A 22,857-nucleotide genomic window follows, 5' to 3' on the forward strand; every position below is an offset into this window, starting at 1 on the left:
CCGTTAATGAAGATTAACGCCGACGATGGCCGGATTGTGGCGGTTTTCCCTGTCTTTTCGAGCCATGCACCGCTTCCGCGCGGTCATGGCTGGACAATCCGCCGGTTCGCCTCACAATGGAACAAAAAGGCCAATGGGAGGAACGAAATGCTCGGACTGATGCAGGAATGGCCGCTGCTCTGCCACAAGCTCGTCGACAACGCGGCCATGCAGCATGGCAACCGCGAGATCGTGTCGCGCTCGATCGAGGGCCCGATCGTCCGGACCACTTACGCGGGCATTCATCGCCGCGCCCTGCGGGTCGCCGAGCGGCTCGATCGCGACGGTTTCGGGCTTGGCGACCGTATCGCCACATTGGCCTGGAACACGGCGCGCCATGTCGAAGCCTGGTACGGCATCATGGGCGTCGGCGCGGTCTATCACACGCTCAATCCGCGCCTCTTTCCCGAGCAGATCGTCTGGATCATGAACAATGCCGAAGACAAGGCGATCTTCGTCGATCTGACATTCATGCCGCTGCTCGAAAAGATCGCCGGCGCGGTCAAATCGCTGACAAAGGTGATCGTGCTGACCGACAAGGTGCATATGCCGCAAACGGCGCTGCCGAACGCTGTTGCCTACGAGGAATGGCTCGACGAAGCCGGTGGTGCCTTCGCCTGGAAGACATTCGATGAAAACACCGCTGCCGGCATGTGCTACACCTCGGGCACGACGGGCGAGCCGAAAGGTGTCCTCTACAGCCATCGCTCGAACGTGCTGCACGCCATGATCGCCGCCATGCCCGACGCGATGGGCATATCCGCGCGGGACGTGATTCTACCGGTGGTGCCGATGTTCCACGCCAACGCCTGGGGCCTTGGCCAGAGCGCGCCGATGATCGGCGCCAAGCTGGTCATGCCTGGCTGCAAGATGGACGGCGCCTCGATCTATGAATTGCTCGATACCGAGCAGGTGACCTTCAGCGCCGCTGTGCCGACCGTGTGGATGATGCTGCTCCAGCATCTGGAGGAGACCGGCAAGACACTTCCGCATCTGAAGCGGGTTGTCATCGGCGGCTCATCCTGCCCGCGCGCGCTCATGACAAAATTCCAGGACAGCTACGACGTCGAGGTCATCCATGCCTGGGGCATGACCGAAATGTCGCCGCTCGGCACGCTGTGCACCATGAAGCCGGACTATGCCGGGCTTCGAGGCGAGGCCAGGCTGGATGTCCAGAGCAAACAGGGCTATCCGCCTTTCGGCGTCGAGATGAAGGTGACGGATGACGAAAACAACGCGCTGCCCTGGGACGGCAAGACCTTCGGGCGGCTGAAGGTGCGCGGGCCGGCCGTTGCCGGCGCCTACTATGGCGGCGTGGGTTCGGAACAGTTCGACAGTGAAGGCTGGTTCGATACCGGCGACGTTGCCCATATTGACGCCAACGGCTACATGCAGATCACCGATCGCGCCAAGGACGTCATCAAGTCGGGCGGCGAATGGATTTCGACCATCGACCTCGAGAATCTCGCGGTCGGTCATCCCGATGTCGCGGAGGCAGCCGCCATCGGCGTTCCCCATTCGAAATGGGGCGAACGGCCCTTGCTTGTCGTCGTCCGCAAGCCGGGCCGGGAGCCGTCCAAGACGGATATCCTCGCTTTCATGAACGGCAAGGTGGCGAAATGGTGGATGCCGGACGACGTCGCCTTTGTCGGCGAAATCCCCCACACCGCCGCCGGCAAGATCCAGAAGACCACCTTGCGCCAGCAATTCAGGGATTATCGCCTGCCGACGGATTGACGGGGGATGATGCTTTCGTCTTCAAGCCGCCACCAAAAGGCTTTAAGCGACCGTTCGGGTAGGGGCAGTGCGGAAAACGATGGAAATTGCCGAGCGACAGACGTCGAGGGCTGCCGGCTGGTCGCGGCGGACAGGCGGTTTTTCGGCGGTCCTGCTGCTGAGTGTTCTCATCGGCCATCGATACGACCTCGTTGAAACGCCGGCTTTCCTTTGGGTACTCGCCATTGTCGCGCTGCTTGCCGCCTTCGCGCTGCTGTTCGCCGGATTTGCCTTTTCAAGACTGTGGAATTTCGGCGATCGCGGCGGCCGTGACCTTGCCGTCGGCGCCTTGCTGGCGCTTCTGGTGCTCGCTCCCTACGGTGTCGTCGCCTACCGGGCGACGACCTATCCGCCGTTAAGCGACATCTCGACCGATTTTGACGATCCGCCGGCGCTCGCCGCCACCCGGACCGGCGACATGAACGCGCTTTCGCCGCCGACCCCTGGTGAGCAGCGCCTGCAGACCGAGACCTATCCGCTCGTCACCGGGCGCAGCTACGATCTGCCTTTCGATCGCGTCCTCGAAGCAGTTGAAACCGTGCTCGATCGGCGGGGCTGGCAGCTTGCGACGCCGTTTCCCGACGCGAGCGGGCAAAACGAGGTGACGGTCAATGCCCTGGCCAAGAGCTTTGTCCTCAGCCTGCCCGCCGATGTCGCCATCCGTGTCGTCGACGATGGCGATGCGATCATCGTCGACATGCGCTCGGCCTCCCGCTACGGCCGCTATGACCTTGGCGATAATGCATCCCGCATCGAGGACTTCCTCGCCGAGCTCGATCAGGAAGTCGCCGGCCAGGTGGGCACGGCCCCGGCCGAATAATGTCTATGCCACCCGCGTGAAAATGCCGTCGATCGCTGGGTCGCCGTCAGTGCTCACCAGGCCACGCGCCACCAGATCCTCCAGATGGGCAAGCACGGACAGACCGGCAGCGCCATGCAGGCGCGGATCGGTGTCGCGATAGATCGCCTTGACCATGTCCTTGATCGTGCGGTCGCCGCCCTTGATCCGCTCCAGGATCGCGCGTTCACGCATCTTGCGGTGGGTCTTCAATCCGCGCATGAAGTTGCGCGGCGCGGTCACCGGCCCGCCATGGCCGGGCAGCAGCAGGCGATCGTCGCGCGCGATCAGCCGATCGAGCGACATCATGTAGTCGGCCATGGCGCCGTCCGGTGGCGCGACGATCGAGGTCGACCACGCCATGACGTGATCGGCCGAGAACAGGACGCCGGTTCCTTCCAGCGCAAAGGCCGCGTGATTGGCCGTATGGCCCGGCGTCAGTACGGTTCTGATCGCCCAGCCGTCGCCGTCGATCACCGCATCGTCGGGCAGTGCGATGTCGGGAGCGAAGGCGATGTCGGCGCTGGCATCGAGCGGATTGACCTCGCCTATGCGCAAGGGTCTAGCAGGGCGATGCGCGCCTTCGGCCAGCACGATCGCGCCGGTGTGCTGCTTAAGCCGGGCCGCCAGCGGAGAATGGTCGCGATGCGTGTGGCTGACGAAAATGTGGCTGACCGGCCTGTTCGCGATCACCTCGAGCAGTGTCTTGAGATGCGCGTCGTCATCCGGCCCCGGATCGATGATCGCCAGCGTCTCGCGTCCGATGACGTAACTGTTGGTTCCGTGAAAGGTGAACGGGCTGGGGTTGGGGGCGGTAATGCGGAGCACGTCGGGCGCAACGGTCACGCCTTCGCCGTAGGACGGGTCGAAGCGTGTATCGAATTCCAGCGCCATGGCGAATATCGTGACCTTTATTGGGGGGACGGCAAAACCGATTGCCGCATAACACGGAAGCCAATATAGGAAAACGCATGGCCGCGTTCGGCGGTAATCCGAAATGGGGAAGACCATGGCAATTGCAACGACGATGCGTCCGCTTGTTTCTCTCGCTCTGCCTGAAAAGGGCGCGACCCGCCTTGCGACGCAGCTTTTGCTGGCGATCGCCGGAACGCTGGTGCTGACGCTCGCGGCCAAGACGAAAGTTCTGCTCGGGCCTGTCGACATCTCGATGCAAACCTTAGCCGTCTTTCTGATCGCCGCGGCGTTCGGCATGCGCCTAGGCGTCGCCACCTTGCTTCTCTATATGGCCGAGGGCGCCATGGGCTTCCCGGTCTTCCAGAGCACGCCGGAAAAGGGCATCGGCATCGCCTACATGCTGGGTTCCACCGGCGGTTATCTTGCCGGCTTCGTAGTCATGGCGGCCATCGTCGGCTGGGCTGCCGATCGTGGCTGGGATCGCCATCCGATCAAGCTCTTCAACGCGATGCTGGTTGCCGAGATCGTCATGATGGCAATGGGCTTTGCCTGGCTGGCGCTGCTGATCGGTGCGGAAAAGTCATGGCAGTTCGGCGTCCTGCCCTTCATCATTGGCGACCTGATCAAGGTTGCCTTGGCGGCGAGCCTGGTGCCGGCCGCGTGGTCGCTGCTGAAGCGTTCCTGATCTCTGGGTCAACCAGATAAGACACTGAACTGATCGAAGCACCGGACCAGGGTACCGGGGCTTCTTCTCCGATGACGGGTTGGCGACGGAACGACCGATGGCGGTTCCCCGATCTTGAAGGGCATCCGCTGTGCAACGACAAGCCGGCGAGATCGTCACACTATCTTCAAGTCGGCGACTTAAGGAGCAGGGCAACCAGCGATTCCTCGTGGCCAAACGCAATCAGGCAGCTACACATCATCGGCGCAATTGCCCAACACTGTTCCTCAGACAGCAAAAAAAGAAAGCGGCCCGATGATTTTATAGGCACGGCTAAAGTCTATGCGCAATTCGCGGGAATTTTTTCGACGAAACACTTTGATTCTCGCGACATAGTTGCTTGCTGGTATCCTCACGCTGTCGTAACCCTTCACGCTGAACATGCTGAAACCCGCCGAAAGCGAGACGCGTGATTAGTTCGGAAAAAACAATGGACAAGGCGAATACATCGTCGCAACGACCCGCTGTCAGTCCGGCAACACGCTGGTATGCGGCCAGTGTTTTTCCTGGAAAGGAGAGCATTGCCGAATGGCATCTCCAGAGGCAGGGATTTCACTCGTTTGTGCCTCGCTACGAGAAGACCACACGTCATGCCCGACGCCTCGAAACGCGATCAGCGGCCTATTTCCCGGGCTACATGTTCGTCGCGCTCGATGTCACGCTGCAGCGTTGGCGCTCGGTCAACGGCACATTGGGCGTGCGCTCGCTGGTCATGCAGCGCGATCGGCCGTTGCCGGTCCCGTCGGGACTGGTGGAGCGGTTCATTGCGTTGACCGGCAAGGACGGTCTGCTGGATTTTCGCGGCGGCCTCGCCGCGGGCGCTTCGGTCAAGATTGTTTCTGGGCCTTTCGCGGAGATGATCGGGCGCCTTGACCGGCTCGATCCAGCCGGAAGGGCTCGGGTTCTTGTTGCCATCATGAATGGCGAAGTCCCCGTTGACTTGGACGCCAGGGATCTCGTCGCAATCGCATAACTGAGGAGCGTTGGCGCTCGGTCATGCGGTGTAGGCTGTGGCAAAGTCGCGGCTCTCGGGTTTTCACCCGGGAGTGCGGTAGCCATTGTTGTGGATGAGGAATGCCGGTGGAACGAAAAGTGATTTTGCTGCAAAATGCACTGTTCATTGTGTTTCGCAACGTTGCCTGCGCGTGAATGAATCGCGAATGAATACAGAACCAGACAATTTCTACATCTTGCGTTGAACGCCCGACGCTACTGGCCTGTTTTCGGCAATCTTCAGAGAGAGCGCCTAGAGTTGAATGCTCCTATTGTAAAACCGCTAAACCAACGACACCTACTGCATCGTGTTAGGTTTCAACTTCTTGGCGGATTGGCTTTCGCTATTCTGGGGCCAGCGCTGATTCGCACGGTGGTTGATCCTAAAATACTGTACTATTCCAATCTACAGATTACGGTTTTCGCTGGTATTGTAGCGCACACTGCCGGTTTTTTTTCTTTCCGCCGAATTGGCAATTTTCCAGGTGTTGCGGCTGCCGGTTATATTTTCCCAACATTTTCATTGTGCTACGGATTCGTGTATTTAGCAATTTTCTTGTTTCGAATTGATTACAGTTCTTTCCAGGCAGCCAGCAGTTTGACTTTGTCTATTCTATGGTATTTCGGCTTGAACATCTTGAGTCGGCGCTTGGATCCTTACAGTCTCGCCGTGATCCCGGGCGGGGCCGTCAGTCGTCTTGGAGAGATTGGCGGCGTGAATTGGCATTGGCTTCTCTCTCCCGACACTGTTGTTGACCGCGTAAGTGGCGTCGTAGCCGACCTTCGTGCCGATTTATCCGACGACTGGGAGCGCTATATCGCCGATCGCGCTCTTTCTGGAACGCCGGTCTACCACGTCAAGCAAATCAGCGAGTCGTTGACAGGCCGGGTGGAGATCGAGCACCTTTCTGAAAATACCCTTGGCTCGCTAAATCCAAATCAGGCCTACCTAAAAATAAAGCAGCTTATTGATTGGGTTGGAGCATTGGTCATTTTGACTATTTTTTTACCATTGTTTGGATTGGTCGCACTTGCGATCAAAGTCGATTCTAGCGGCCCGGTTTTATTTAGACAGAACAGAATGGGTTACCGGGGAAGTGTCTACAAAGTTTATAAGTTTCGGACGATGAAATTCAGCGCTGCTGCCGGCGATGAGAAGGAAGAGGCCATTACAAAGGCCGGCGATGCACGTATCACGCGCCTTGGCCAGTTCCTGAGAAAATCCAGGATCGACGAGTTGCCGCAGGCCTTCAACATCTTGCGCGGCGAGATGAGCTGGATTGGACCGCGTCCGGAAGCACTCGTGCTCTCGCAATGGTATGAGGCCGAACTGCCCTTCTATCGATATCGGCACATTGTACGGCCTGGCATTACCGGATGGGCGCAAGTCAATCAGGGCCACGTGGCGGCCGTGGACGACGTTTTGGAAAAACTTCACTACGACTTCTACTACATCAAGAATTTCTCCCCTTGGCTCGACGTGCTGATTGTGTTTCGTACGATCCGAACCATGCTGACGGGGTTTGGTGCGCGTTGAATGAAGCGGCAAGGACTGGTGGTTGATTGTGAGAGCCGAGTTTCACGAGCGGTCGCCGCATGAGGATGAGCAGCACGTTTTTGAGATGGGTATTTATGATGTCTAAAGTTACACTGATCAGCGTTGAGAATATCGTTGTCGACTCCGGAGAAGTACAATGACTAAGAAGATCGCGCTCATTACCGGCATCACTGGCCAAGATGGCGCCTATCTGGCGGAACTCCTCCTGGCGAAGGGCTATGATGTCCATGGCATCAAGCGGCGGTCATCGTCGTTCAACACCGGTCGCATCGACAATCTCTATCAGGATCCGCACGAAAAGAATGTCAGGCTGTCGCTCCACTACGGTGACATGACCGACGCGACGAACCTCATCCGCATAGTCCAGGAGGTGCAGCCCGACGAGGTCTACAATCTCGCGGCGCAGTCACATGTTCAGGTGAGCTTCGAGACCGCCGAATATACGGCGAATGCCGATGCGATCGGCACGCTACGCCTTCTGGAAGCCATCCGGCTGCTTGGCTTGACGAAAAAGACCCGCTTCTACCAGGCGTCAACCTCGGAGCTCTATGGGAAGGTGCAGGAGATTCCACAGAAGGAAACGACGCCCTTCTATCCGCGATCGCCTTATGCCGCGGCAAAGATCTACGCTTACTGGATCACGGTAAACTATCGCGAGGCTTACGATATCCACGCCTCCAACGGAATTCTGTTCAATCACGAAAGCCCGATGCGGGGCGAAACGTTTGTAACGCGCAAGATCACGCGCGCTGCCGCCGCGATAAGCTTGGGCCTCCAGGACAAGCTCTATCTGGGCAATCTGTCTGCCGAGCGAGACTGGGGGCATGCTCGCGACTATGTGGAAGGCATGTGGCGGATTCTTCAGCGAGATGTGCCGGACGACTATGTTCTTGCCACCGGGGTGAAAAACTCGGTCCGCCGATTTGTGGAGCTTGCGTTTGGCGAGGTCGGGATCGAGATCCAGTGGGTGGGTTCGGGCATCGACGAAAAAGGCATCGATGCGAAATCCGGCGACGTTCTGGTCGAAGTGGATCCGCGGTACTTCAGGCCTACCGAAGTAGAACTTCTGATCGGCGACCCCTCAAAAGCGGAGCGCATCCTCGGGTGGAAGGCGACAACGTCGCTGGCTACAATGGTCCAGGAGATGGTCCAGTCCGACCTCGAAACGGTAAAACGGGAATCCGAACACCGCCGCCTCGACGAGGATCGCATCCGCGTCGCGGCACAGTAAGGAACGTTGGACCGAGTTGATATGAAAATCTCGGTTTTAACGGTCTGCTGGAACTCGGCGGCGACAATCAGGCATACGATCGATAGCTTCCTGGTCCAGGATCATGGTGACAAGGAACTGGTGGTCGTCGATGGCAATTCGTCGGACGAAACGCTGGCAATAGTCCGGTCTTTCCCGCAGGACCAGATCCGGTTGGTCAGCGAACCCGACAGCGGGATGTATGACGCACTTAACAAGGGGCTGCGCCTCTATACCGGAGACGCGGTGGGCGTGCTGAACTCGGATGATTGCTTTCACGACCAGACGGTGCTGGGGCGGGTCTCGGCAGAACTCGAACAGGCCGATATCGTGCATGGCGATCTGGATTTTGTTGAAAACCATCTCAACAAGCGGGTTGTACGGCGTTGGCGTGCTGCTCCTAGGCCCGCCAAAGGTTTCCGGACTGGTTGGATGCCGGCCCATCCGACATTTTACGTCAGGCGAGAAGTGGCGGACGCGGTCGGTGCGTTCGACCTCAAGCTCAAGGTGGCGTCAGATTACGATTGGATGCTAAGAGCGGTCGAGCTTCATGGATTCCAATCTGTCACCACCAACCACATACTGGTGGATATGATGGTTGGCGGGGCCAGCACGCGGAGCCTAGGCTCTTACATCGGGCACAATCTTGAGGCGTTGCAGTCGCGACGCCAATGGCTGAGTTCCGGTCCGATCGACTATGCGCTTGTTGCAAAGCCAATGCGCAAACTGGGGCAATTTCTATCGAAAATGCCCCGAAGCAACGGTCCTCTCGCTTGAATGCAAGCGATTCGGGCGATGCCTAGCGGATAGTCCCCGAGATGTATATGGATCGAGCGTTGCGACCTTTGGACGACCGAGCACTATAAAGAATCAACAACAATTCCAAGCTGCAGAGCCCTGACGATGAATGACCCAAAGAGCATTTTGGAGCCGATCGGAGGTTATGTCCTCGACCTCGTCGCCAAACTGCGCAATCGACAGTTTGTCCCGCATTCGCTGACGAAGCTGCACAATATGAAAACGTGCAGGGACATGACCGGCGCTACGACCGCGGTGGAGATTGGCTCCTACAAAGGCGTCACCACAAAGCGAATGTCTCGCCTGTTTGAGAAGGTGATCTCGGTCGAAATTGACGAAGCACTGTACCGTCAAGCCAGCCAGCGCTGTGCGGGACGCAAGAATGTAGAGTTGCTGCTCGGCGACGGCTCCAAGCTGCTGCCGGAAATAGCGACGCGGGTTGACAAGGCCCTCATCTTTCTGGACGGTCATTTCAGCGGCGGTATCACCGGTCAAGGTGACGAGCCCGAACCTGTGCTGAAGGAACTTGATCTTATCCAGGCAAACCTGGGCCGTTTCTGCGCTGTCATCGTGGACGACTTTCGCCTGTTTGGCGTCGAGCCGGGATGGCCGCGGAAGGCCGAAGTGATGGAGAAATTGGAGGACGTTTTGCCTGCGCCAGAGTGGGTTCATGGCGTTCTCAACGATCAGTTCATCGCGGTTCGCAAAAGAACGGCAAAGTGAACAAACACCGCGTGCGCCACGCTCCTGTTTCAAGCAGGTTGCATGCCAAAATTGACCTTAATTTCATATCTGGCGATTTGGCATGTTCCGAAGCATCCTGACCGTCCTGTCGGGGTCGGTAATTGCGCAGATCATTGCAGTTGCCGTTCTTCCCATCCTGACACGGCTCTATGATGCTGAAGCGTTCGGCCGGTATCAGATCTATGTTTCGATACTGAACGTGGCGGTCATGTTCGTGGCATTTCGCTACGAGGTCGCACTTCTAAGCGCGCGACCGGGAAGGGTTTTTGAAAATCTGCTAAAATTGACATTTCGGCTCTGTATCTGGACCAGCATGGTCGCTCTTCTTGTCGCCGGCGCTGTCGATCTGTTGATACCGGGTGTCCTGTCATCCCTGCGTGGCATTGTCTTCTTTTTACCCGTTGCGATGGCCGTCGCGGGAATCTACCAGATGCTCACCTTCTTGCCGATCCGCGACCGCAATTATGGCCTGAGCGCACGGTCCAAGATCTTGCAATCGGTAGGGTTCTCCTTTGGCGCGCTTGGGTTTGCCTTTCTTCCAGTCATCGGCGTCGGTCTCGTTCTGGCCGATGTATTCGGCCGGGCCTTCGGGGCCATCAGTGTCCTCTTCGAGAGTGGCAAGCTCTGGCGCACCTTGATCTCTCCGCTCTCTTTTTCGGAGATGAAGTTTACGGCAATTCGTTTCCAGAAATATGGCCTCCTCACTTTCCCGGGAACCCTTCTGTCGTCTCTTAGCGCCGCGGTCGCGCCATTCGCCTTTCTGGCACTGTTCAACCTCGAAGTCGCAGGGCAGTATTCCCTCCTCGAGCGGTTTATCCTGATGCCGGTTGGTGTCATCGGGGCGGCTGTTTCGCAGGTCTTCACCGGCGAATTGTCGACACTCTATCGTACAGACAAGGAAGGCTTGAACAGGGCGTTTCGACGTTCGCTCTTTCAGCTTCTTGCCATCGGTCTGGTGCCGACGGTGCTCGGGATGTTGCTTTCGCCAAGCCTCGTTCCGCTCGTCTTTGGCGCCGATTGGGCTATGGCCGGCAAACTCAGCGTGATTGGATTTCCGATCGCGTATGTACGCTTTGTCGCCACGGCGTTGACCATGACCCTTGTCGTCATCGACCGCCAGTCGCTTCAGTTCAGCTGGGAAGTGGGACGGTTCCTTTTCACCTTGTGCGTCTTCGGTGGCCTCGGCTGGGTGGGTGTCGACAATCCCAACACTGTCATGGTCTGGTACGCACTGGCGACTGCTGTCACCTATGCTATTCATCTTCTGCTGGCTGATCGTGCAACGAGACTGGTCAGCTTGCAGGCAGCAGGGAGCGGAAAAACGTTATGAAGATGGGCCTCATGTTCATCGGCATTATTTGCAATCAGCATCATGGCCAGTTTGGCCGACTGAACTGATGCGATCCATTTGCCGAACATCGGCTGAGTTCTGGCGTTTTTGACAAGGCAAGCGCTCATGGCACATCTCTATGGCTATCCCGATATCGGCCGCTTCGGCCTTGGTCACAGCATGCTTGCCTGGGCGCGCTGCGAGATATGGTGCCGAAATAACGATGCGCAGATGCTCGGGCCGCGTTGGTTCCGCCCCCGTATCGGTCCCTACTTGCGCCGCGAACGGGACAAGCGCGAGTATTTCAGGCTCTTTAACAATAAGGGCTATGTCGGCGAACCGTGGCGCACCGCACTCCTCGCAACTGCACGAAAGGTTCCGGCAGAGGCGGCTGAATCCGCGCCATATGATGGCAGGAACACGGTGGTTGTCTTCAAGAATGTAGTGGGATCAAACTTCGAGAAGCATTTCCATGAGGTCCGCGGCCACGGCCTGGTACTGCATGGCGCGTTTCGCAGGATCACCCGCAAAAAATATCTGCCGGAAGCACCAGCCGCGCCGTTCCTCGCTGTCCATGTGCGCCTTGGCGACTTCTCCCGCTTCGACGTGAACCGGGCTGAGGGCGGGACGCACAATCAGAGGCTTCCGATCGAATGGTATTGCGATAGCCTCGTCGCCCTTCGTGAGGCATTGGGCACGAACATGCCGGCTCGTGTCTTTTCCGACGGAGATGACACGGAACTTACTCCGCTGCTTGGTCTTCCGGACGTAGGCCGGGCCAATGACGCGGAATCGGTCATGCACATGCTGGAAATGGCTCAGGCAAGTGCGATCATCGGAGCCGGCTCGAACTTCAACCTGTGGGCAGCCTTTTTTGGACAGGTGCCAAGGATCACCTATCCGAACCAGGCGATCGTTGCGGTCAATGACGATCCGACCCGCGAAACGAGCTTCCGTGGTGGGGCGCCTCTTTCCGGCGTGTTCGTGCAGCACGTCACGAAACAGTTCACAAAGAAAGAAAAACAAAGCGAGCTGACCTAGGGCGGCTAGTGCAGTCCATGGCGAGATGTTGATCTATTTCGACGTCCGGGTTTCGCCCGGCTGGCAGGAAGAGGAGTGTCGTGATTCTCAAGAGGTTTATCGGCTGGAACAGGAACGCCGCAGCATGGTTCGAGCGCCGATTTCCCCGAGTTTTCGGCGCGCCGTCGTATAAGGCGGAGCTCGAGCGTCGTATCGCTGAGGACGTTGCGCGCCTGAAGCCGTCAGCGATCCTCGAGGTCGGCGGCATTGATCGGCCGCTTCTGGAGCGCAGTGCGGATTTCACCTATATCGGTCTCGACATCGAGGAGAAGCCTGACTGCTATCGCATCTACGATCAATTTGTCGTCCAGTCGATCGAGCGGCCCGTTGATGTCGAGGCGGACATGCTCATTTCGATCACATTGATGGAGCACGTGCCTGATAACAAGGCAGCGGCGCGCTCCATGTTCCTGGCGCTGCGGCCAGGCGGCGTGATGCACCACTATATCCCGTCAAAGTGGCATCCTTATTCGATGGCATTGCGGATCGTCGGGCCTGTCCTGCAAAGATGGCTGATCCCGTACCTCAGGCCTGCGGCGGTCGGCGTTACCGGCTATCCGGCCTTTTTCGACCATTGCTCCCCTTCGGATATGACAAGGCTGTTTCGCAGTCAGGGATTCGAGCAGGTAGACGCCAAGTCGTTTTACCGTGCCAGCGACTATTTTGCTTTCTTCCTGCCGGCCTATCTTTCCGTCGCTCTGTTCGAGAACTTTTGCGCAGTCCTGAACTGGCGCTTCTTTTGTTCCGGCTTCGTCATCAGCGCTACAAAACCCACGCAATAGCAAGAATGGAACCATGCGACTTTTTCAGAATTCTGGCATTGCCCCAAGCTATCGACCTCGACTTGCCGGTCTCGTCGAGGGGGTCAGCGGTTTCGAACAGCAGAAGAACGTATTCTTGGACGATCGTTACGGCGCGGCACATATTCTCTTGCCGATACTCGGCCGTCATCCGGAAGCGTTCTTTACCAATGGCGACGACGAAGCGCTGCAGCGGGCGTGGGCACGCGAAAACGGGCTTGGCCAAGATACGCCGCTGGCCGACATCCTTCTTGCCCAGATCGAGCACCACAAGACGGACATCTTTTACAATCTCGACCCATTTCGTTATGACGCCACTTTTGTGCGCCGCTTGCCTGGGCACGTGAAACGAAAGATTGCCTGGCGCGCCGCACCAGGCAAGATTGACTTTTCCGGCTATGATCTCGTGCTTTGCAATTTTCCGTCCATGCGAAAGCTTTGGGAAGAGCAGGGCGCCAAGACGGCTCACTTCTTTCCCGCTCACGATCCGGAACTCGATAATGTGGCCGCAAATCGGAACAGGGACATCGATGTGCTTTTCTTCGGCGGCTACAGTCGCCATCACCAGCGTCGGCGAGAGATATTGGAGGCGGTCGCACGTCTTGCCGGCCGCCGCCGGGTTGTTTTCCATCTGGATGTGTCACGTTACACGCCACTCGCCGAGACACCGCTTGGCTGGTTCGGTCCGCTGAAGACGGTGCGCCGCCCACCTGCGATCCGTAACGTCAGCGCGCCTCCCGTGTTCGGTCGCGCCATGTACGCGCAGCTTGGAAGAGCCAAGGTCGTGGTCAATGCTTCGATCGATATGGCGGGCCCGGACCGCGGCAATATGCGCTGTTTCGAAACCATGGGCGCCGGAGCCCTGCTGGTTTCAGACTCGGGCATCTACCCTTCACCGATGCGCGACGGGCAAACCATGGCCGTCTATGAGCAGCCGCAGGGCGCAGCGGAAAGAATCGAACGGCAATTGAATGATGGAAGTTGGGACGTGATCGGTTGGGCCGGGCATCGCGCAATTCGCGAAGAGTACAGCAAAAAACGTCAATTTGAGCGGTTTCTTGAACTGGTGTAGGGGACGATTAGACCGCTGAAAACCGCCTTGTCGGCCCGACTGTACTGAGGCGCAGCCAATACGATGCCACTAGGTGTGGCTGGTCATTGTTGCTCCTATTCCCATTGCAGCGGATAACTGCCGCTAAGGGAAACCTCGGGACGGCAAGCAACAATCCAGATTGCGGCGGTGCTGGTCCATCAGTTAGAATATTATTGCTCCGTTGGAATCGCAGCCATCATCGGGCGGATCTGGTGCTCCCATGCCCGGTAGCCGTCGCCATTGAGGTGGATGCCGTCGGTCGTAAACTCCGGTCGGATGAGGTCATTTCGAGATAGCGCAGCGTTGAGATCGAGAAAGCGGCAGTTTGCAGCTTGCGAGCACCGCGCTGCCAGGGAGCCGTTCAACCGCTTTATTGCGGCGTTGAAGGCCACGTCGCTTGTAAACAACGTCGACTGGACGACGATGGCGTCCACAACCGCCAAGCGATCAATGATCCTGCCGTAAGAGGCAGCCACGCGGTCAGGGCTCACCGACCTGCGAATATCATTTACACCGAGCATGATGAAAACGAGCCTAGGTCGTGCTGCGGTGATCTCACCTAGCCTGAGAAGCGCGCTGTCGACGCGCTCTCCGGATATGCCACGATTGATTGCTGTCAGTTTGGGAAACATCTCCTGCCAATTGCCATTCGCAGTGAGGGAATCGCCAAACATGACGATTTCGGCGTGGCCTTTGAATTGACGGAATTCGTCCACCTTGGCTCGCCACTGAGGATATTGGGAGCTAGCGCAGATGCTTGCGCCAAACAGAACCGACAGTACCGCGCCAGAGAGCAGTATCATCATCCTGTTCATACTGAATTGCCCAGCTCCTATGCCTATCGTCGGCGGAAGGGTCTCTTCAATGCCACCATGATGGCGGAACGCCTTGGACTGAGGAAACGTGGCTGTCTACTTACGTCGCCCGCCCGAAAAGCCCCATACCTCCACCGATCGTCCTTGAGCAGGTCAAGAAAACCGACCCTAGTCACTATGGGTTCCACGACTTCCCGTTGAAGTACAATACCGAATAGCGGGACTTTCGATAAAATTTGAATGCACGGTACCACCCAGCGCTGTGGTTTGGTGTTTTTGCTACATAAGACCGGATAATCGCCCTCGCCCCCAGGGCAGATGTCGCCGCCCAATACATCTGGATACGCGCCGATGTAGGCTCTGACGGTTAGGCCGAAACTGTGCCGTTGATCCGGTTGCGGAAAGCCACTGTCCTTCGCTCGAAGAGCAAATAGAAAACCAAACAAACCGCAAAGCAGATCGCACCTTTGACGACCAGCAAAGTGATGCCTCCACCGCCCAACCTTGGTGCCGCAGGCATAAAGTTGACAGTCAGGTAGACGAGCACCGGGTAGTGAAAGATATAGAGCGAGTAGGACATCGCGCTCAAGCTTCGGATCGCCCAAGCGGCGGGTTCCAGTATGCGGTTCACCCGTTCATGACAGAGGGCCGGAAGGAGCGAGGCGAGCCCGACGCACAGGATTGCGTCAGACGGGCCTATCGCGTATCCGGCCCATGGCCCACCATCCGAGACCATCTGGGAAAGAAAAATCCCGCCGATGAAGGCTACGAGCCCTGCATATGCGACCCACAATGAGCGCGGTGGATAGGCGGCCACCAGCGCCCCGAGGAGCCAGAACAGCAGGTATTGAGCTTCGAGGACGCTGAAGACCAAAGCGGTGGCACCGAGCCCGACGAACGACCAGGCCGGCAGCGAGCGTCGCGAAAACGCGTATCCGGCGCAGCCCATGACGACGTAGAACCAGATCTCGTAAGCAAGGCTCCAGAGCGGTGCGTTCGCCCGCACAGTGGGGACGACGACGCCGTTGAGGCCGGCGATATGCGCTACAACGTTCTGGATCGGAAAGACGGAGCCAACGCTGATTGCGACAAGGGCCGTTAGCAATAGGGCGGGGATCAGCGGAAGGAATATCCTAGTAGCCCGATCGACGGCATAGCGCTGGAGATCGAAGCGTCCGTCCCGCACGTGGCGGATGACTTGCCCGCCCACGAGAAATCCGCTGAGGACGAAAAACACCATCACCGCCGGATGTCCGGGACGAGTGACGGCGTAAAACAAAGCAGTGATCAGCCCCTTGTCGGAGGCCGGCAGCGCGCCGTAGGCGGGCAGCGAATAGCCTCGCAGATGCGCCATCATGACGATCAGCGCCGATGCTCCGCGCAGGAGGTCGAGCGCCAGGAATGCGGGGCGGGAGGGTGAATTAGCTATGGACGCACCTTTTTGGCGGCGGTAAGGCTTGGATGATACGGACCTACGCCGCATATCAGCTCGACAAGGACGGGGCAATTGGAATACCTGAGGCCGGGGAATATTAGCTACGCGCGGATGTTCGTCCTGCTCTGGGTGACTGTCTACGTCATCATGTTTGTAGACGTCTATATCGATTGGGCATCTGTCAGTTTCTTTTATCTCGGATTTAGTTATGTTTATAACGCCAACGATGTCGTTCTTGCCTACTGTATTATAGCTGCGTTTGCTTTTATTCTTCCGATTTCAATTAAAAGATATTCTGATTTTTTTTGCTGGATGCTGTATCTGACGATTTTTATCCCGTCGATTCTCATCGTTGCGAGGCAAGGGTATACGTCATTTGACGCATCGCGGCTGATTGTTTCAGTGGCTGCGTCATTTTTCCTGGTGCTCTATATCCCGAAACTGATCCGCTTCAAGTCGTACTCTCTCATTCGTCAGGTTTCGGTAACCACTTTTTTCTTTGTCTTCCTTACGTTCTATCTGGCTGCCATAGCCTTCTATATAGCGACTTACAGGGGAATGATGTCATTCTCCGGAATGGATGAAATCTACGACCAGCGCGCCAAGTTTGGCTCCGCGCAGACAAGCACACTCGCGCTCTATCTGACGGGGTGGCTGTCCAATGCGATGAACCCCTACCTGCTGGCGGTTGGACTGTTCGACCGAACGCGGCGCTGGGCGATAGCACTCGGGCTTGTGGGGCAGATACTGGTCTTCATGGCGTTCGCGGGAAAGATGATGCTGGTGATCTTGATCGTGACGTTCGGCTTCTACTTTTTCGTGATCAGCAACAAGGGCCGCATTGCAACGTCCCGCCTTGCGTTCGGATTCGTAGCGCTGACATTTTCCGCGCTCGCAATTCTCATAGCTACAGATTACCAGCCGGTTGGACCGGCGATGGATGCCGTCGCGCTGATCTATATGCGGACCCTCGGCATTCAAGGTGCGATGACCGGCGTGTACGCGGATGTGTTTTCCGCCAATCCGGTGACCTACTGGTCACATGTAAACGTCATCAACATGATCATTGACTATCCCTACAAGGTGCCGCTCGGATATGTCGCCGGCGCCCATCTCGTCGGAGGAAGCGGGTTCAACGCCAACGCCAATTTCTGGGCTACGGACGGCGTAGCAGCCTACGGTTTGGCGGGCGTGGTGATCATGGGGGTGGTTCTCGGCCTGCTTCTCAGCATGGCCAACAAGGTCGTGACGCCGGACCGGTTGCCGTTCGCGGCGACCGTTTCGATCCCCTTCATCATGTCCCTTGGAAACTCGTCGCTCTTCACCAGCCTGATCACCGGCGGCGGTCTGATTATGGTCATGATGATAGCCTATGGCGTGCCGCAGCCACAGGCGCCACGCAAGCAGGGGGTGGCCTATCGTGATCACATCGTGCCGTCCCGACCTTCCAGATGAAGGATCGACCGTATCTTGTTGCGTATAGACCCTTATCCGGTCCTGGCAAGAATCGCTTTTCTGGTCACATTGCCCGGTGTTCTCCTGCTCGCCCTTTCGCCGGTGCGGCTCCTGCAGGAATTGGGCCTGGCCTTCACCTTCCATCATGACAAGCTCAACCACGCCACGGCATTCGCCGTATTGGCGGCTCTCGGAAGCCTCAGTTGGCCAGAGCGCAAGGCAAGACGATATGGATGTATTCGACTGGGTTGCCGACTGTGCCGGAATGGCATGCGGGCTCACAATCGCCGGCTGGACGAGGCGGGTCGTAGGTATCTTGACCTAGTTTAGAGTCCCCGATAGGGGATCAGGAAACCCCACGCCTTTAGGCGGCTGGGATCGCGGCTTTTCCGGTGTAGATTTGCCGGATGGAAGCGTACAAGCGTGGCGGGCACACGGTTTGGGACTGCAAGTATCACCTGGTCTGGGTGACGAAGTACCGTTACCCGCTGCTTGGCGGCGATGTGGGGAACCGGTGCCGGGAACTGCTGCGGGAGACGGCGCGGGCGCATGAGATGGTTGTGCACGCTGGATCGATCAACCGCGACCATGTGCATATGCTGGTATCGATCCCACCGAGCCTGTCGATATCGCGCGCGGTGCAGCATTTGAAGGGGCGCAGTTCGCACAAGCTGCTGAGTGAGTTCGGGCTGTTGCGCAAGCGCTACTGGGGCCAGCACCTTTGGGCGAGGGGCTATTGGGTGGTGAGCAGTGGGAACGTGACCGATGAGATGTGGGCCGAATACATCAAGAACCAGATGCCCCCAGAGCCAGACGACAACTTCAACGTGACGTGAGTGCGCACCGTGTCCGCCCACGGCGGACCGATCCGGCTTTAAGCCGTAACCTGAAGCCACCGCCTTTTAGGCGGTGGAGCATTCACGTCGGACAGATTTTGGGCATCGGCCATAGGTCGATCATTCAGTCTCGACCCATCCTCCGTGCTGCCATTGCCATTCGCGATGCGTCCCCGCGCCGGGCGCCAGGTTCTGGATGCGGGCGCCCGGGAAGCCTGGGAATGTCGGCCGGACCGTCCCCTCCGAGGTCGGGACGGGCTGCGTGTAGGAATTCTCGGCGTGGATGTTCGTTAACGACCCGACAAAACCCCGCGTGTCCATCGTGCTGCCTACCTTTTGGCCGGCGATGGTCAAGCCGTCGACGATCATCGCGCCGGCGCCAAAGCAGCGGAAAGCACTGTACCCCTCCGTACCGCCACCCAACAGCACCAGCCGCATGCCCTGGATGGTCATCCGCCCGCCAAATTGATTGGCCTGGAACGGTGTCCCCCGCGACGTACAGGTCACGTTGCTGAAACTCCAGTTTCGAGCCGGCGTGGGTGAGGCGGACACAGTCACCGCGGTGAGGGATGTGGTGGCGAAGTTACAATCTGCGATATGCACGTTGTTGACGTAGTGAATGGTGTCGTTTGGGGAAAGGAGCGCATGCGCCGTCGCATCGGCGGCGACCCGCGCCCCGATGATCGTCACACCACCGGCACCGGCGCTGGCGCCTTGCAGCAAGATGCCAGCCTTGGACGCCCTGTCGCACTGCACCCCCTCGACGCGGACATTGGCCTCGGTGCCGCGGATTCCAAGATAGAGATCGGTCACGTTGTTGCTGAACGTTCCGCCCGAAATCACGACGTCCCGGACGCTGTTGCTGGCGATCCCCGATTTTGGCAGTGTCCCGTCGACGGTGCTGGATTGGCCATGCACCGTCGCATTCTGGATGACTAGGCCGGAGCCATTGACTGCGTAGATGCCGTTGTCGCGCGGTGAGATCAGAACGGGATCCGTGATGCGTGTGTTACGGTTGTTGGCGCCATAGATCTGGAGCGCGTAGCAGCCGGTATCGTCGTGGCCGCCTAACAGACCCGCATTGTGGACCACCGCGTCGCGGATCTCGCTGTCGTGGACATTGTTGTCGAAGATGATGCCTTGCTTGATGTGCGTCGCTTCGGCGTAGAAGCCGGCCACGACTACGTCGCGGACGATCGCCCGGGCGGCATCCTTCGGTTCCGATGCCACGCTGCTGACGTTGATGATGGCGGCGTTGGCGCCGCGATACGTTGGGTCCAGCGAGTTGCCCGGCCGCGAAATACCCCGCAGGCCGTTGATGCGCACATGCCGGATCTCCAGACTGGAAGGGCTTTCATTATAGACGAAGACCCACCACGGCGCCTTGAAGTTCTGAAGCTCGACGGTGTCCATCGTGAAGGTGTCGATACCGGTCGTTGCGGCCACGCTGAGCGCGAACTTCATGAAGGCGCCGTTGTTGTAGCCGTTCGACGTGCTGTTGCCGATGACGGTCATATCGGCGATGGCGACCCTGGAGACGTCGACAGCGGTGAAAACATAGAAGGTGTGCTCCGAACCGGTGATGTTGATGACCGACCCGTTGCCGTCGATGGTGCAGTTGGCCGGAACCGCAATTCCGGGATGGCCCAAGGCCTTCAGGTCCGTTGAGGACCAGTTGTACGACCCGCGGCGGAACATCAGGGTTCCGCCTCCCATGGATTTGATCCGGGCCAGGGCGCGGACGCAAGCGGCGACATCCGTACCATCGTCGCCGAAGACAACAAAGCTGCCTTGCGCCTTCGCCAGGCCGGGTCTGGGTGCGTCGCGCTGGAGTTGGCTGGCCGGCAAGGCGGCGGATCTGGCCGCAAAGCTTGCCGCGGCGCCAAGCGCCATGGCTCCCGTCAGCAGGCGGCGGCGGGTGGGTGAGAAGTTGTCATTCGTGACCATGCGACGCGCACCTTTCTTCAATCGCGCCGCATTCGGCGCCCCTCGTCACTGGTCGGACGTTCACCGGTCTAGGTGACGGCCGAGCGCCCCATCCCGATCCGGCTGAACGGCAGGCTGGCGGCGACGCTCGGTCTACCGACCTACCCCGGAGGGTGGGCATCGCCATCGAGAAACCGAGATTGCGGCGAGGTGAAGGCCTCACCGGTGCAAAAAAGCTCAGCGTTGCGTGGCCAGCGCTTCAGTGAAGATGGAGCGAAAACGGAACAATTCCGCTTCTGCAATGTGACTTGCATCCGCAAACATGGACCGTCCATCCAGAACATAATTGCATTTGCTTGCATCGCACAGCACCGTGTCCGGACGGGCGAAGCCGATATCGCGGCGCGTTTCGAAATGTTGAACAATCGCCCCGTACTGCCGCTGGAACTCCGCTGCCGGCAGATAGGTCGGTTTTTCCGATGACCAGCCGAAGGCGAGATCACGGCTCAGTTCGGAAGGAAGATCCCAGCCGGGGTAGGCGATCGGGCCGATCAGAACGACCTTCTTGCCAAATCCCCGCAGGCGACCGATCAGATCGTCAAGCCCGCGAGCGAGTTCAGCGTCATCCCGATTGTCGACCGGTTTTCCATTTGCATCGACCAACCCGTCCTCGGCATGCGCCCAGGTCAAACCAAGAATGATGGTCTTGGCGTTTGAAAGCTTGCCAAGCTCGCTGAGATTGCCGGCGGCCACATCGATACATTCACGCGAGATGTTGACGGACACGGTCGGCAGGCAGCCGTTCGCCGGAACCAGAAGGCCGGTCAAGCCTTGCTCGGCCAATATGGACTCCCACACAGGCGCGTACATTTGCGCATGCGAATTGCCCAACAAAACGACCTTTGCGTCGGCAGGGTTGCGAGAAGGAAGGTTCAGCACGCAGGCACGCGACTGGCCCATGCGCAGGTAATTTTGGACCGGGCAGCGATAGTTGGTGCCGACAGCCGCATTAATGGCCGCGGCTTCACCACTCATGCGCCCGGGCAGCCCGTTAGACCAGATCAGCACCGCCGCAACCACCGCGAGGGCGCCAGCGCCAGCAGCGGCGGCGAGGCATACGGTTCGTACCGACATGGCTCGACTGCGGAAAGGGCGCTCGACATATCGCCATGAGACAATGGCACAGATAGTCATGCCGGCGACAGCAATCGCCATCTCTCCGACGTTGAGGTCGCGGACGAGATAATATTGTGAGAAGACAATGAAGGGCCAATGCCAGAGATAAAGCGAATAGGAGATCAATCCGACAAAGGCCAGCGGACGGGTCGCTATCAACCGGTTGATTGGCGATAGCTGAACCTGGCCGGCGGCTATCAAGAACATCGCCCCGACAACCACGGGCAGCGCGACCGGGACGGAACCGTATGTCTGAAGGGGGCTGATAATGCCAACAAGGACTGCAACCGCACCGATTGCTCCGAGAAGCTTCGCGACGGCCCCTCGCGGCGTCAGGCTGAGCGGCAAAAGAGCAACCATGGCGCCGGCCCCAAGTTCCCACGCCCGGGTCGGCAGCAGGAAAAATGCCGGCGATGCACCGCCGATCCTCAGAGCCAGGTAATTGGCCGCCAGGGACACCAGAGTGAGCAGCACGATCGCGGGGAAAGTCGCGCGGGGCCAAAAGCGGGCAAATGCCGCAATGAGCAGGGGAAAAACGATATAGAATTGTTCCTCGACACCCAGCGACCAGACATGCAGGAGCGGTTTTGCCTCTGCTGCCCTGGAAAAATAGTCCGTGTCTCGCCAAAAATAGATATTTGCCACGAAGCCGAGCGTGGCGAGCATGCTCTTTCCATATCCGATCAAATCGGCGGGCAGCAGCAAGGCGATCGCGGCTATGGTCGTGAAAAAGAGCAGGAGCAGAAGAGCCGGCATGATCCTGCGGATACGCCGTTCATAGAACCGCAATATCGAGAACTGCCCTTTAAGCGCCTCACGCCATAGTATCAGAGTGATCAGGTATCCCGAGAGCACAAAAAATATGTCAACGCCCAGATATCCTCCGGGCAGCCATGATCTCGACAGGTGGAATGCTATTACCGAAACGACCGCGACCGCGCGCAGCCCGTCGACGTCCGCCCGATAGCCAATGAGGTGCGAATCCGCGCTTCCGACTCTGGTGTGCATGGTGAATGTTAGGTCCCCGGGGGCAGTACCCCGTCTATAGAAGAACCAAAGCCGAGGCGCTACTCTCAGATGCCATGATTAGGATCACTATCTTCGGACGGGCGCCGGGAGAGAGGAACTCGTTGGCGTCTTGCGAAATTCGAACCATTCGAATTCTCGTGAACTTGACGAGTCTGGAAACGATGGCTTAGCTGGACGTCTCGAACACCCCCCCGACTGAAGCGTGATCGACGCGCTGCTGAAAGTAACAGAGGTGGGAGCAGTCCTTC

19 protein-coding genes are annotated in these 22,857 nt (G+C 58.3%); 14 read left to right on the forward strand and 5 right to left on the reverse strand.

Annotation, left to right across the window (positions count from 1 at the left end):
• The first annotated feature begins 147 nt into the window (after positions 1 to 147).
• Both MESS4_RS12415 and MESS4_RS12420 read left to right on the forward strand, forming a co-directional pair.
• Positions 148 to 1,776 carry a fatty-acid--CoA ligase gene (locus tag MESS4_RS12415; RefSeq protein ID WP_006330740.1) on the forward strand — a complete coding sequence of 543 codons (1,629 nt, stop codon included), beginning with the start codon at positions 148 to 150 and terminating at the stop codon, positions 1,774 to 1,776.
• A gap of 79 nt (positions 1,777 to 1,855) precedes the next feature.
• Positions 1,856 to 2,635, forward strand: a complete 780-nt coding sequence (locus MESS4_RS12420) for a DUF1499 domain-containing protein (protein ID WP_006330741.1) — start codon at positions 1,856 to 1,858, stop codon at positions 2,633 to 2,635.
• Positions 2,636 to 2,638: 3 nt separating this feature from the next.
• Here the strand turns inward: MESS4_RS12420 and MESS4_RS12425 are convergent, their stop codons facing one another.
• Positions 2,639 to 3,547: an MBL fold metallo-hydrolase gene (locus MESS4_RS12425; RefSeq protein ID WP_006330742.1), complete on the reverse strand. Its 909-nt coding sequence runs from the start codon at positions 3,545 to 3,547 to the stop codon at positions 2,639 to 2,641.
• A gap of 115 nt (positions 3,548 to 3,662) precedes the next feature.
• Between MESS4_RS12425 and MESS4_RS12430 the strand changes: the two genes are divergently transcribed.
• The 10 genes from MESS4_RS12430 (at position 3,663) to MESS4_RS12475 (ending at position 13,916) form a co-directional block, all read left to right on the forward strand.
• A complete protein-coding gene (locus MESS4_RS12430) occupies positions 3,663 to 4,253 on the forward strand; it encodes a biotin transporter BioY (protein ID WP_006330743.1) in 591 nt (196 codons plus the stop codon).
• A 469-nt stretch (positions 4,254 to 4,722) separates the two neighbouring features.
• Positions 4,723 to 5,265: a transcription termination/antitermination NusG family protein gene (locus tag MESS4_RS32110; protein ID WP_006330746.1), complete on the forward strand. Its 543-nt coding sequence runs from the start codon at positions 4,723 to 4,725 to the stop codon at positions 5,263 to 5,265.
• Positions 5,266 to 5,619: 354 nt separating this feature from the next.
• The gene (locus tag MESS4_RS12440; RefSeq protein ID WP_244441126.1) at positions 5,620 to 6,822 is read left to right on the forward strand and encodes a sugar transferase; all 1,203 of its coding nucleotides are present in this window, start codon (positions 5,620 to 5,622) and stop codon (positions 6,820 to 6,822) included.
• A 157-nt stretch (positions 6,823 to 6,979) separates the two neighbouring features.
• Positions 6,980 to 8,074 carry a GDP-mannose 4,6-dehydratase gene (gmd, locus tag MESS4_RS12445; protein WP_006330750.1) on the forward strand — a complete coding sequence of 365 codons (1,095 nt, stop codon included), beginning with the start codon at positions 6,980 to 6,982 and terminating at the stop codon, positions 8,072 to 8,074.
• Between the two features lie 21 nt (positions 8,075 to 8,095).
• Positions 8,096 to 8,869 carry a glycosyltransferase family 2 protein gene (locus tag MESS4_RS12450; protein WP_006330752.1) on the forward strand — a complete coding sequence of 258 codons (774 nt, stop codon included), beginning with the start codon at positions 8,096 to 8,098 and terminating at the stop codon, positions 8,867 to 8,869.
• A gap of 126 nt (positions 8,870 to 8,995) precedes the next feature.
• Complete coding sequence (locus MESS4_RS12455; protein WP_006330754.1) at positions 8,996 to 9,613, forward strand: rRNA adenine N-6-methyltransferase family protein; 618 nt, start codon at positions 8,996 to 8,998, stop codon at positions 9,611 to 9,613.
• An 82-nt stretch (positions 9,614 to 9,695) separates the two neighbouring features.
• On the forward strand, positions 9,696 to 10,964 hold the full coding sequence (locus tag MESS4_RS12460; RefSeq protein WP_006330756.1) for an oligosaccharide flippase family protein: 1,269 nt from the start codon (positions 9,696 to 9,698) through the stop codon (positions 10,962 to 10,964).
• A 126-nt stretch (positions 10,965 to 11,090) separates the two neighbouring features.
• Positions 11,091 to 12,005, forward strand: a complete 915-nt coding sequence (locus tag MESS4_RS12465; RefSeq protein WP_006330758.1) for a hypothetical protein — start codon at positions 11,091 to 11,093, stop codon at positions 12,003 to 12,005.
• Positions 12,006 to 12,085: 80 nt separating this feature from the next.
• Positions 12,086 to 12,826 (forward strand): methyltransferase domain-containing protein, encoded by a 741-nt coding sequence (locus MESS4_RS12470; RefSeq protein ID WP_006330759.1) that lies wholly within the window; start codon positions 12,086 to 12,088, stop codon positions 12,824 to 12,826.
• A gap of 13 nt (positions 12,827 to 12,839) precedes the next feature.
• Positions 12,840 to 13,916: a glycosyltransferase gene (locus MESS4_RS12475; protein WP_006330761.1), complete on the forward strand. Its 1,077-nt coding sequence runs from the start codon at positions 12,840 to 12,842 to the stop codon at positions 13,914 to 13,916.
• 191 nt (positions 13,917 to 14,107) lie between these two features.
• Here the strand turns inward: MESS4_RS12475 and MESS4_RS12480 are convergent, their stop codons facing one another.
• Both MESS4_RS12480 and MESS4_RS12485 read right to left on the reverse strand, forming a co-directional pair.
• Entirely contained in the window at positions 14,108 to 14,752 is a 645-nt protein-coding gene (locus MESS4_RS12480; protein WP_006330762.1) for a GDSL-type esterase/lipase family protein, read from the reverse strand.
• A gap of 367 nt (positions 14,753 to 15,119) precedes the next feature.
• The gene (locus tag MESS4_RS12485; protein WP_081609702.1) at positions 15,120 to 16,235 is read right to left on the reverse strand and encodes an acyltransferase; all 1,116 of its coding nucleotides are present in this window, start codon (positions 16,233 to 16,235) and stop codon (positions 15,120 to 15,122) included.
• Between the two features lie 24 nt (positions 16,236 to 16,259).
• Between MESS4_RS12485 and MESS4_RS12490 the strand changes: the two genes are divergently transcribed.
• Positions 16,260 to 17,642: a hypothetical protein gene (locus MESS4_RS12490; RefSeq protein WP_006330778.1), complete on the forward strand. Its 1,383-nt coding sequence runs from the start codon at positions 16,260 to 16,262 to the stop codon at positions 17,640 to 17,642.
• Positions 17,643 to 18,049: 407 nt separating this feature from the next.
• The gene (tnpA, locus tag MESS4_RS12495) at positions 18,050 to 18,478 is read left to right on the forward strand and encodes an IS200/IS605 family transposase (protein ID WP_006330780.1); all 429 of its coding nucleotides are present in this window, start codon (positions 18,050 to 18,052) and stop codon (positions 18,476 to 18,478) included.
• 120 nt (positions 18,479 to 18,598) lie between these two features.
• Here the strand turns inward: tnpA and MESS4_RS12500 are convergent, their stop codons facing one another.
• Together MESS4_RS12500 and MESS4_RS31160 are read right to left on the reverse strand one after the other, a co-directional pair.
• Positions 18,599 to 20,425: a right-handed parallel beta-helix repeat-containing protein gene (locus tag MESS4_RS12500; protein WP_006330781.1), complete on the reverse strand. Its 1,827-nt coding sequence runs from the start codon at positions 20,423 to 20,425 to the stop codon at positions 18,599 to 18,601.
• A 216-nt stretch (positions 20,426 to 20,641) separates the two neighbouring features.
• The gene (locus tag MESS4_RS31160; RefSeq protein WP_006330782.1) at positions 20,642 to 22,588 is read right to left on the reverse strand and encodes an acyltransferase family protein; all 1,947 of its coding nucleotides are present in this window, start codon (positions 22,586 to 22,588) and stop codon (positions 20,642 to 20,644) included.
• Positions 22,589 to 22,857: the final 269 nt, after the last annotated feature.

It is taken from the genome of Mesorhizobium sp. STM 4661 (genome assembly GCF_000359125.1).
Taxonomy (GTDB): Bacteria; Pseudomonadota; Alphaproteobacteria; order Rhizobiales; family Rhizobiaceae; genus Mesorhizobium.

Coding starts and splice junctions, on each gene's coding strand:
- MESS4_RS12455 (WP_006330754.1), top strand. CDS start 8,996: ATGAATGACCCAAAGAGCATTTTGGAGCCGATCGGAGGTTATGTCCTC.
- gmd (WP_006330750.1), top strand. CDS start 6,980: ATGACTAAGAAGATCGCGCTCATTACCGGCATCACTGGCCAAGATGGC.
- MESS4_RS12460 (WP_006330756.1), top strand. CDS start 9,696: ATGTTCCGAAGCATCCTGACCGTCCTGTCGGGGTCGGTAATTGCGCAG.
- MESS4_RS31160 (WP_006330782.1), bottom strand. CDS start 22,588: ATGCACACCAGAGTCGGAAGCGCGGATTCGCACCTCATTGGCTATCGG.
- MESS4_RS12465 (WP_006330758.1), top strand. CDS start 11,091: ATGGCACATCTCTATGGCTATCCCGATATCGGCCGCTTCGGCCTTGGT.
- MESS4_RS12475 (WP_006330761.1), top strand. CDS start 12,840: ATGCGACTTTTTCAGAATTCTGGCATTGCCCCAAGCTATCGACCTCGA.
- MESS4_RS12485 (WP_081609702.1), bottom strand. CDS start 16,235: ATGCGGCGTAGGTCCGTATCATCCAAGCCTTACCGCCGCCAAAAAGGT.
- MESS4_RS12480 (WP_006330762.1), bottom strand. CDS start 14,752: ATGAACAGGATGATGATACTGCTCTCTGGCGCGGTACTGTCGGTTCTG.
- MESS4_RS12430 (WP_006330743.1), top strand. CDS start 3,663: ATGGCAATTGCAACGACGATGCGTCCGCTTGTTTCTCTCGCTCTGCCT.
- MESS4_RS12450 (WP_006330752.1), top strand. CDS start 8,096: ATGAAAATCTCGGTTTTAACGGTCTGCTGGAACTCGGCGGCGACAATC.
- MESS4_RS12420 (WP_006330741.1), top strand. CDS start 1,856: ATGGAAATTGCCGAGCGACAGACGTCGAGGGCTGCCGGCTGGTCGCGG.
- MESS4_RS12425 (WP_006330742.1), bottom strand. CDS start 3,547: ATGGCGCTGGAATTCGATACACGCTTCGACCCGTCCTACGGCGAAGGC.
- tnpA (WP_006330780.1), top strand. CDS start 18,050: ATGGAAGCGTACAAGCGTGGCGGGCACACGGTTTGGGACTGCAAGTAT.
- MESS4_RS12415 (WP_006330740.1), top strand. CDS start 148: ATGCTCGGACTGATGCAGGAATGGCCGCTGCTCTGCCACAAGCTCGTC.
- MESS4_RS12500 (WP_006330781.1), bottom strand. CDS start 20,425: ATGGTCACGAATGACAACTTCTCACCCACCCGCCGCCGCCTGCTGACG.
- MESS4_RS32110 (WP_006330746.1), top strand. CDS start 4,723: ATGGACAAGGCGAATACATCGTCGCAACGACCCGCTGTCAGTCCGGCA.